This is a genomic window from Pseudomonas sp. UBA3153, from assembly GCF_002364635.1.
Lineage (GTDB): Bacteria > Pseudomonadota > Gammaproteobacteria > Pseudomonadales > Pseudomonadaceae > Pseudomonas_O > Pseudomonas_O kuykendallii.
Map to the genome: position 1 here is coordinate 1 of NZ_DEYR01000071.1, position 9,182 is coordinate 9,182.

At 66.5% G+C, this 9,182-nt stretch carries 9 protein-coding genes; 7 read left to right on the forward strand and 2 right to left on the reverse strand.

The genetic code is table 11. The features are described 5' to 3' along the window. Positions 1-33: 33 nt before the first annotated feature. The gene (ubiX, locus tag B2X67_RS16065) at positions 34-663 is read right to left on the reverse strand and encodes a flavin prenyltransferase UbiX (RefSeq protein ID WP_286786095.1); all 630 of its coding nucleotides are present in this window, start codon (positions 661-663) and stop codon (positions 34-36) included. A gap of 178 nt (positions 664-841) precedes the next feature. Beyond that, positions 842-2,191, reverse strand: a complete 1,350-nt coding sequence (gene mpl, locus B2X67_RS16070) for a UDP-N-acetylmuramate:L-alanyl-gamma-D-glutamyl-meso-diaminopimelate ligase (protein WP_286786096.1) — start codon at positions 2,189-2,191, stop codon at positions 842-844. 142 nt (positions 2,192-2,333) lie between these two features. On the opposite strand from mpl, the gene B2X67_RS16075 reads away from it, so the two are divergent. The 7 genes from B2X67_RS16075 to B2X67_RS16105 all read left to right on the forward strand — a co-directional run. Beyond that, the gene (locus B2X67_RS16075) at positions 2,334-2,984 is read left to right on the forward strand and encodes a DedA family protein (protein ID WP_090225909.1); all 651 of its coding nucleotides are present in this window, start codon (positions 2,334-2,336) and stop codon (positions 2,982-2,984) included. A gap of 6 nt (positions 2,985-2,990) precedes the next feature. Continuing rightward, complete coding sequence (locus B2X67_RS16080) at positions 2,991-3,803, forward strand: zinc-dependent peptidase (RefSeq protein ID WP_286786097.1); 813 nt, start codon at positions 2,991-2,993, stop codon at positions 3,801-3,803. A 107-nt stretch (positions 3,804-3,910) separates the two neighbouring features. Next, the gene (ppa, locus tag B2X67_RS16085; protein WP_286786098.1) at positions 3,911-4,438 is read left to right on the forward strand and encodes an inorganic diphosphatase; all 528 of its coding nucleotides are present in this window, start codon (positions 3,911-3,913) and stop codon (positions 4,436-4,438) included. 311 nt (positions 4,439-4,749) lie between these two features. Next, positions 4,750-5,649, forward strand: coding sequence for a glycosyltransferase family 2 protein (locus B2X67_RS16090; protein WP_286786099.1), 900 nt, complete (start codon positions 4,750-4,752; stop codon positions 5,647-5,649). A gap of 1 nt (position 5,650) precedes the next feature. Next, positions 5,651-6,823, forward strand: coding sequence for a hypothetical protein (locus B2X67_RS16095; RefSeq protein WP_286786100.1), 1,173 nt, complete (start codon positions 5,651-5,653; stop codon positions 6,821-6,823). Beyond that, entirely contained in the window at positions 6,820-7,734 is a 915-nt protein-coding gene (locus B2X67_RS16100; protein ID WP_286786101.1) for a glycosyltransferase, read from the forward strand. The genes B2X67_RS16095 and B2X67_RS16100 overlap by 4 nt, the downstream gene beginning before the upstream one ends. Next, the coding region (locus B2X67_RS16105) for an ATP-binding cassette domain-containing protein (RefSeq protein WP_286786102.1) at positions 7,731-9,182 on the forward strand (1,452 nt) is incomplete at its 3' end. The genes B2X67_RS16100 and B2X67_RS16105, both read left to right, overlap by 4 nt.

A 9,182-nucleotide genomic window follows, 5' to 3' on the forward strand; every position in this document is an offset into this window, starting at 1 on the left:
CGGCCAGCGTGGCGGCCAGCGCCGCGGTGCGCATCAGTCGGCGCTACCCAGGTGGTGCTCGCCCCAGCGCGGCAGCATGTCCTGGGGGATTTCCAGCAGGTTGAGGATGCGCGCGACGACGAAATCGATCAGGTCGTCGAGGGTCTGCGGCTGGTGATAGAAACCCGGCGAGGCCGGCAGGATCACCGCGCCGAGATTGGACAGCTTGAGCATGTTTTCCAGGTGGATGCTCGAGTACGGCGCCTCGCGCGGCACCAGGATCAGCTGCCGGCGCTCCTTCAGCGCGACATCGGCGGCGCGCTCGATGAGGGTGTTACAGGCGCCCGTGGCGATCGCCGACAGCGTGCCGGTGGAACAGGGCACCACCACCATCGCCGTCGGCGCGCCGGAGCCCGAGGCCGGCGGCGCCATCCAGTCCTCCTTGCCGTAGACGCGGATCTGCCCCGCCGCAGCGCCGGTATATTCGCTGAGGAAGGCCTGGATCGCCTGCGGCTTGGCCGGCAGGGTCACGTCGGTTTCGGTGGCCATCACCAGTTGCGCCGCCTTGGAGATGAGGAAGTGCACCTCGCGCTGCTCCTGCACCAGGCAGTCGAGCAGGCGCAGGCCGTACTGCGCGCCGGAAGCGCCGGTCATGGCCAAGGTGATGCGTTCGGGACCGCTCATAAATTCACTCTCGAAGCTGTTTCGCTTGCTTGTAAGGCCTGCTGGAACGCCAGCCCGGCTGGAATGCTCATTTACAACGGTAAACGCGCATGCGAGCCCAGTCCGCGTTCCTCGCAGGCTTTCGCCTTGCCTCATCTGCGCTCACGACCCTTCGAGCGCGAACTTGCAGTTTGCTTTCTTATTGCAGCGCCGCGGCCAGTTTGCCGTGCAGGCCGCCGAAACCGCCGTTGCTCATGATCACCACCTGGGTGCCCGGCGCCGCGTGGGCCTTGACCCCGGCGATGATCGCGTCCAGCGAGTCGCAGACCTCGGTCGGCACCGTCGCGCCGGCGACCGTGGCCGCCAGGTCCCAGCCCAGGTTCGGCGGCGCGTACCAGTACACCCGGTCGGCCTGCACCACGGATTCGGCCAGGCCGTCGCGGTGAGCGCCGAGCTTCATCGAATTGGAGCGCGGCTCCACCACGGCGATCACCTGGGCGCTGCCGACGCGCTTACGCAGGCCGTCCAGCGTGGTGGCGATGGCTGTCGGATGGTGGGCGAAGTCGTCGTAGATCGTCACGCCATCGACCTCGGCGACCTTCTCCATGCGCCGCTTGACGCTCTTGAACAGGCTCAGGCCGGCGATGCCCAGCTCCGGCACCACGCCGACATGCCGCGCCGCGGCCAGGGTAGCGAGGGCGTTGTCGACGTTATGACGGCCGGTCAGCGACCAGTCCACGGTGCCCTGCGGCACGCCCTCGAAGATCACCTCGAAGCGCGAGCCGTCCTCGCTGAGCAACCGTGCCTGCCACTGACCGCCGTCGCCGGTGGTCTGCACCGGCGTCCAGCAGCCCATCTGCAGCACGCGTACCAGCGCGGTTTCGGCGACCGGGTGGATGATCAGCCCTTCGCCGGGAATGGTCCGCACCAGATGGTGGAACTGCCGCTCAATGGCCGGGAGGTCGGGAAAGATGTCGGCGTGATCGAACTCGAGGTTGTTGAGGATCGCCGTGCGCGGGCGGTAGTGGACGAACTTGCTGCGCTTGTCGAAGAAGGCGCTGTCGTACTCATCGGCCTCGACCACGAAGAACGGCGTGTCGCCAAGGCGCGCGGAGATGCCGAAGTTCTGCGGCACGCCGCCGATCAGGAAGCCCGGCGCCATGCCGGCGTGCTCGAGTACCCAGGCGAGCATGCTGCTGGTGCTGGTCTTGCCGTGGGTGCCGGCGACGCCGAGAACCCAGCGCCCCTGCAGCACGTGATCGGCCAGCCACTGCGGCCCGGAAACGTAGGGCAGGCCCTTGTTCAGCACGTACTCCACCGCCGGATTGCCGCGCGACAGGGCGTTGCCGATCACCACCAGGTCCGGCGCAGGCTCCAGGTGCGCGGCATCGTAGCCCTGCATCAGCTCGATGCCCTGGGCTTGCAGCTGGGTGCTCATGGGCGGGTAGACGTTGGCGTCGGAGCCGGTGACGCGGTGGCCGAGCTCCTTGGCCAGGACGGCCAGCGAACCCATGAAGGTGCCGCAGATGCCGAGAATGTGGATATGCATGGATGACCTCTGAGCGGGGAAACCACCCCGGAAAAACTGCGCCGCAGGTTAGCACAGAGCCCCTGCAACGGACCTCCGGCAGCAGCGCCAAGCGGACCGGCGTGGTTATACTGGCGCCTCCGCCCGGACAAATGCCCCCGCCATGGACTTCAATCCGATCGACCTGATCCTGCACCTCGACCTCTATCTGGAAATGCTCCTCGCCCAGTACGGAGTGTGGATCTACGCCATCCTCTTTCTGGTGATCTTCTGCGAGACCGGCCTGGTGGTGACACCGTTCCTGCCCGGTGACTCCCTGCTGTTCCTCGCCGGCGCGCTGAGCGCACTGGGCGGCATGGACATCGGCCTGCTTATCGGCTGCCTGAGCCTCGCCGCGCTGCTGGGCGACTCGTGCAACTACCTGATCGGGCGAACGGCGGGCGAACGGCTGTTCAGCAATCCCGACTCGAAGATCTTCCGCCGCGACTACCTGGCGCATACCGAGGCCTTCTACGCCAAGCACGGCGGCAAGACGGTGACCATGGCGCGCTTCCTGCCCATCCTGCGCACCTTCGCGCCCTTCGTCGCCGGTCTTGGGCGCATGTATTACCCGCGCTTCTTCGCCTTCAGCCTGCTGGGCACCCTGCTCTGGGTCGGCGGCCTGAGCACCCTGGGCTACTTCTTCGGCAACACGCCGTTCGTGCGGCAGAACCTGACCGCGATGATCCTGCTGGTGATCGGCCTGTCGCTGCTGCCGATGCTGATCGGCTGGATTCGCCACCGCATCCGCTCGCGCGCCGTCAGCCAGGGCTGAGCGTCGGTGTGGTCGCTGCGCGCCTGGCGCCAACGCCGCATCCTCGCCGCGCACCCCGTCGACGACCAGCGCTGGGCCGCGGTACTGGCGCGGCTGCCGATCCTCGACGGGCTGGACGACGCCGAACTGCAGCGCCTGCGCGAACTGAGCGTGCTGTTCCTGCATGACAAGAGCCTCAGCCTGCTCGGCGACCTGGAGCTCTCCGGCGAGGATCGCCTGGTCCTCGCCGCCCAGGCGCAGCTTCCGCTGCTGCACCTGCCGGCAGGCGAATGGCAGCGCAACTTCCACGAGCTGGTGCTCTACCCCGACGACTTCCGCAGCCCGCAGCGCTACCGAGACGATGCCGGCGTCGAGCACCAGTGGGACGACGAGCGCAGCGGCGAGGCCTGGGCGCAGGGCCCGGTGATCCTGGCTTGGCCGGGGGTCGCCGAAAGCGGCGGCTGGGAAGCCTACAACTTGGTGATCCACGAGATCGCACACAAGTTGGACATGCTCGGCGGCGACGCCAACGGCCTGCCTCCCCTGCACCGCGACATGCGCGTGGTCGACTGGGCGCAGGCGATGCAGGGCGCCTACGACGCGATGAATGCGCAGCTGGATTGCGATCCGGACGCGGCTACCGCCATCGACCCCTACGCCGCGGAAAACCCGGCGGAGTTCTTCGCCGTCTCCAGCGAGTATTTCTTCAGCGCGCCGGATCTGCTCGAGCAGGCCTTCCCGGCGGTCTACGCCCAGCTCGCGCACTTCTACCGCCAGGACCCGCTAGCGCGGCTGAAACGCCTACAGGCGGAGCATCCGGACTACCGCGAACGACCCTGACCGATGGTCCCGGACAACCCCGACCAAAGGCTGAATGGCGTGGTATCGCCGATTGAATGTGCCTATAATCCGGCCCACTTTTTGGCCCTAATACCGGGAGTCACCCCATGAGCTACAGCAAGGTTCCGGCTGGCAAAGACCTGCCCAACGACATCTACGTCGCCATCGAGATCCCGGCCAACCACGCGCCGATCAAGTACGAGATCGATCACGAGACCGACTGCCTGTTCGTCGATCGCTTCATGGCCACGCCGATGTTCTACCCGGCCAACTACGGCTTCATCCCGCACACCCTGGCCGACGACGGCGACCCGCTCGACGTGCTGGTCGTGACCCCGTACCCGGTGGCGCCGGGCTCGGTGATCCGCGCGCGCCCGGTCGGCGTGCTGCACATGACCGACGAAGCCGGCGGCGACGCCAAGCTGATCGCCGTTCCGCACGACAAGCTGAGCAGTATCTATAAGGACGTCCAGGAATACACCGACCTGCCGCCGCTACTGATCGAGCAGATCAAGCACTTTTTCGAGAACTACAAGGATCTCGAGAAAGGCAAATGGGTGAAGGTCGAAGGCTGGGGCAACGCCGACGCCGCCCGCGCCGAAATTCTCAAGGCGGCCGCGGCTTACCAAAAGTAAGCTGCTGCCCTCTCCTAAAAGCCGGCCACAAGCCGGCTTTTTTATTGCCCGCAATTTCTCTGTAACGCCCTGAAAACGAGAAAACCCCCTCCCTGGGGCTGGCAAAACGCCACGCACCTAGGCATGCTCCTGCGTCGCTTAGTCGCAGCGCCCACGTTACCCCGAAGAAAGAGCTCCCACGCAATGAACCGCTCGGCGCGAGGAGAAGACATGCCTGTGTGGAAAATACGATCATCCGACCGATCGACAGAACAGCCGGCCTGCCGCGCGTTCCGCTGAAAAAGCCGCCTTGCCGATAGAACCGAGAAACCATGCAGCGTTCCCCCGACGACGTCGCGCGCCAGCCCTCTGCCCCACACTGTTCGCTGGTCATCGCCACGCTGCACGACGACGGCGAGTTGGAGCCTTGCCTGGCGAGCCTGGTGAAACAGGAGAATGCGCCAACGCTCGAGGTGATCGTGGTCGACCAGAATGGCGACGATCGCCTGGTCGAGGTGATCGCCCGTTTCGCCGGGCTTCTCGATATCCGCCATGAGCAGGTCGACTTCCGCAGCGCCACCCGTGCCCGCAACCTCGGTGCGCGCCTGGCGCGGGGAATCTGGCTGGGTTTTCCGGACGACGACTGCCAGTTGCTCTCGGATGCCCTGGGCGAAGTGCAACGACTCTCCAACGACCCGCTGACCCAGGTGATCACCGGCCAGACCATCGACGAAACCGGCGCGCCCAACGTGCTGCGCTGGAAGCAGGAGCCGACCGAGTTCACCCGCCGCACAATGTTCAGCTGCCTGACGGAAGCCACGCTCTTCGTGCGCCGCGAGCTGTTCCTGCGGGCCGACGGCTTCGATGAGCGCTTCGGCCCCGGCGCCCCCTTCCCAGCAGCCGAAGGCATCGACCTGATGAACCGGCTGTTCGACCACATGGATGGCCTGAAAGCCTGCTACAGCCCGCGGATCAAGATGCAGCACCCGAGCAAGATGCCGCCCTGGAATGCCTGGGCCGTGGGTCGTTTCCACAGCTATGCCATAGGCGATGGCGCGCTGATCGCGAAGAATCCCCAGCCTCATATGCTCAACTGGGGCATGCGTACGCTGGTTTCCTCGTTCATCCAGCTGTTCACGCTGGACGCCTGGAGAAGCGCGGCCTTCGCCGCGCGGATCCTCGGCATGCTGCGCGGCTTTACCGCTTTCCACCTGGCATCCTGGCGCAAATGACATGCGTGGGCTGAAGTACATTTCCTGGGGTGACACCACCGGTTACGCGGTCGCGGCGAAGGCCTATGTCCGCGCCCTTGTGGATGCCGGCGTCGAGCTGACGTGGGCGCCGATGCTGCCCGGCGCGGATCGCTATCAATTGCAGCCCGTCACCGACTGGCCGGAAACCAAGCAGAACGGCGTGTGCAACCGGCCGATCGACTACGACACCGTGCTGATCCACACCGTGCCGGAGTATTTCCCCGCGCTGATCGAACAGGAGCGCCAGGCCGGGCGACGCATCCTCGGCTACACGGTGTGGGAGCTGGAAAACCTGCCGACGCACTGGCCAGAGATTCTCAACCAGCTGGACGCGGTGCTGGTGCCCTGCCAGTGGAACGTCGAGGTGTTTCGCCGCGCCGGGGTGAACGTGCCGATCCACGTGGTGCCTCACCTGCCCCAGTTCGAAGGCCTTGCCGAAGCCGCCCCCGCTGCACGCGCCGCGCTGCGGGCACGCCTGCCCCGGGACGACCGAAAGCGCTTCGTGTTCTACACCGTGGGCTACTGGTCCAATCGCAAGGCGCCCTACCTGGCGCTCGAGGCCTACTGGAAGGCCTTCGACGCCAGCGATCCGGTGTTGATGATCGTGAAGACCAGTCGCAACGACATCACCCAGTGGCATCGCCACTGGCGCAATGGCTTTCGCCTTCGGCATCCGTCGCCGGCACGCAGCGTCGCGCGGCTGGCGCGCCGCTTCGCCAACCCCGCGCGCGTTGCGGTGATTGCGGACGAGTCCCTCGGCGACGAGGAAATGCTCGCGCTGCACGAAATGGGCGACTGCTTCGTTTCGCTCACGCGTACCGAGGGCTGGGGCCTGGGTGCCTTCGACGCGGCGCGGCAGGGCAAGCCGGTGGTGATCACCGGCTATGGCGGGCAACTGGACTATCTCGACCCCACACTCAGCGCGCTGATCGACTACACCCTGGTGCCCGTTCACGAACCGACCTGGTCCGCCAGCTACAAGCCGTCCGACCTTTGGGCCGACCCCTCGGTGGAGCAGGCCGCGCGCCAGCTGCGGACAATCTTCGACGCGCCCGTCGCGGCCCGCCAGCGCGCGGCGCAGCAGGCGGCGCGCATCGCCCGCGACTTTTCCCCGGACGCCGTGATCGCGGCCCTCCTCGAGGCCCTCGCATGACCCGCCCGATCCCCAACATCTTCCATTTCGTCTTCGGCCTGCGCGAGCAGACCGAGCCGTTCCACCTGATGTACTACCTCTGCCTGGCCTCGTGCCTGGAGGTGAACCAGCCCGAAGAGGTGCACTTCCACTATCACAATGAGCCACACGGCGAATGGTGGGAGCGAATCAAGCCGCGGCTGCGCCTGCGGCGCATCGACCCCGAGCGCTTCGTCGCCGACTACCGCTACGATGACCCCACGGTGGCGGCGTTCCGCTATGCCCACCTGGCCGATTTCGCGCGGCTGCGGATCCTGCTGGAGGAAGGCGGCATCTACGCCGACATCGACAGCCTGTTCCTGCGCCCCTTGCCGACGGACTGGCATTCGCGGCAATTCGTCCTCGGCGAGGAAAAGGCCCCCGCCGGCGCCGAGGACAACCGCTCGCTGTGCAACGCCTGGATCGCCTCGGCGCCCGGTGCCGAATTCTGCCGGCACTGGCTCGACGCGATGACCGAGGCATTCGACGGCAGCTGGAGCAATCACTCCACGCTGTTGCCGTACCGCCTCAGCAAGCGCTTCCCCGACCTGCTGGATATCCAGCCGCCCACTTCCTTCTATTCGCTGGACTGGACCCCAAAGGGCATCGAAGACCTGCTGCTGCGCAACGTGACGCTGCCGGACGATGCCCGCAGCCTGCACCTGTGGAATCACCTGTGGTTCGACGCCTCGCGCCTGGACTTCAGCCATTTCCATGCCGGCCTGTTGACGGTCGACTACGTCGCCTTCGCCGAAACCACCTACGCGCGCAATGCCCGGCGTTTCCTGCCGGCGGACGCCAGGCCCAGCCTGCTGGCGTACCAGCGGCAACGCGCGATGACCCTGCTGAGCCATCCCCGGCACAGCGTCCGATCCTGGCTGAACTCACGATGACTGCCCGCCAGGACTTCGACGACAACTGGGGGAAGCTGCGCCAGTTCGGCGCCGCGCTGTCACGTTTCCTGTCGCCAGCGCACAAGCGCCAGCTGTGCTGGGTGTCGATCTGGGCCTGCGGGCTGTCGGCGCTGGAAATGCTCGTCGCCGCCACCGTCATCCCCTACGTCGCCTGCCTCAACGAGCAGTGCCCGGTACTGATCGAATCGACGCTGCAGCGGCTCGGCTGGTCGGTCATCCCGACCCTCAGCCTTGGCCTGTTCCTGCTGATCTGCCTGAAGCTGATGGTCCAGGGCGGGCTGGCCTGGAGCGGTGCGCGCTTCAACCAGCAGGTTCAGCGCTACACCGTCAGCCGCCTGCTGGAGGGCTACCTGCATCTGGACTGGATGGGCTTTCGCAGCGAGAGCCGTACCCATTACTTCCGCCGCTGCGCGGCCACGGCGGTGGATGCCGCCTACGTCAGCCAGCAGTGCGTGACGATGATTTCCTCCACGTTGATGCTGGTGTTCCTCTCCGCGCTGATGCTCTGGCAGTACCCGCTGGCGTCCGTCCTGCTGGCACTGGGATTCCTGCTGCTCAACGCCCTGACCCACAGGCTGCTGAGCAAGGGGCAGAAGCAGGCCTCGCACGCACGCGAGGCCGCGTTGCAGCGCTGGAACACCAGCATGGCCGAGGCCTTCGCCTCGTTCCGCGAGATTCGCGTGTACCACCTCGAGCGCTTCTTCCTGCGCCACGTCGACCATTCGCTCGAGGCCCTGGCCGCCGCCAACGTCAAGCTGACCGTCTTCCCGACGCTGCCGCGACTGGTGCTGGATTTCGCCGTACTGGGCATCCTCCTGCTGGTGGTCTCGCTGTGGATGCTGACCGGACGGCCGCTGAACCTGCTCCTGCCGCAACTGATCTTCTACGCCGTGGTGGCGCGGGCGCTGCTGCCCGCGATGATGAGCGTGCTGGGCACGCGCACCGCGCTGTTCGGCGCGGTGTACAACATCGAGCTGGTCCTTGGCGAGCTGGAACGCGCCGCCGCCAGCTACACCCAGCATGTGGGCATCACGGCGCAGGTCGCAGACACCCCGACGTTCACCCTCGAGCGGGTGACCTTCCGCCACGGCCCCCAATTGCCGGCGGTGCTCGACGAGGCGACGCTGCACATCGCGCATCCGTCCTGGGTCGCCATCGTCGGCCCGTCCGGCACCGGCAAGAGCACGCTGATGGAGCTGCTCTGCGGCATTCACCAGCCGCAGTCGGGCCATGTCCGCCACGCCTGGCCCGAAGGCTCGTCACCCACCATCGCCTACATCCCGCAACACGTGGCCCTGCTGGATGACAGCATCGAGCAGAACGTGGTGTTCGGCTTCGACGACGGTGACGGCGAGCGGGTCGATACCGCGCTGCGCCAGGCCGGCCTGGAGGAGGTCGTCGCCCGCCTCGCGGGCGGCCGCAAGGCC

Excerpts from the sequence above, each read along its gene's own strand:
- mpl (WP_286786096.1), bottom strand. The coding sequence starts at position 2,191 with ATGCATATCCACATTCTCGGCATCTGCGGCACCTTCATGGGTTCGCTG.
- B2X67_RS16090 (WP_286786099.1), top strand. The coding sequence starts at position 4,750 with ATGCAGCGTTCCCCCGACGACGTCGCGCGCCAGCCCTCTGCCCCACAC.
- B2X67_RS16075 (WP_090225909.1), top strand. The coding sequence starts at position 2,334 with ATGGACTTCAATCCGATCGACCTGATCCTGCACCTCGACCTCTATCTG.
- B2X67_RS16100 (WP_286786101.1), top strand. The coding sequence starts at position 6,820 with ATGACCCGCCCGATCCCCAACATCTTCCATTTCGTCTTCGGCCTGCGC.
- ubiX (WP_286786095.1), bottom strand. The coding sequence starts at position 663 with ATGAGCGGTCCCGAACGCATCACCTTGGCCATGACCGGCGCTTCCGGC.
- ppa (WP_286786098.1), top strand. The coding sequence starts at position 3,911 with ATGAGCTACAGCAAGGTTCCGGCTGGCAAAGACCTGCCCAACGACATC.
- B2X67_RS16095 (WP_286786100.1), top strand. The coding sequence starts at position 5,651 with ATGCGTGGGCTGAAGTACATTTCCTGGGGTGACACCACCGGTTACGCG.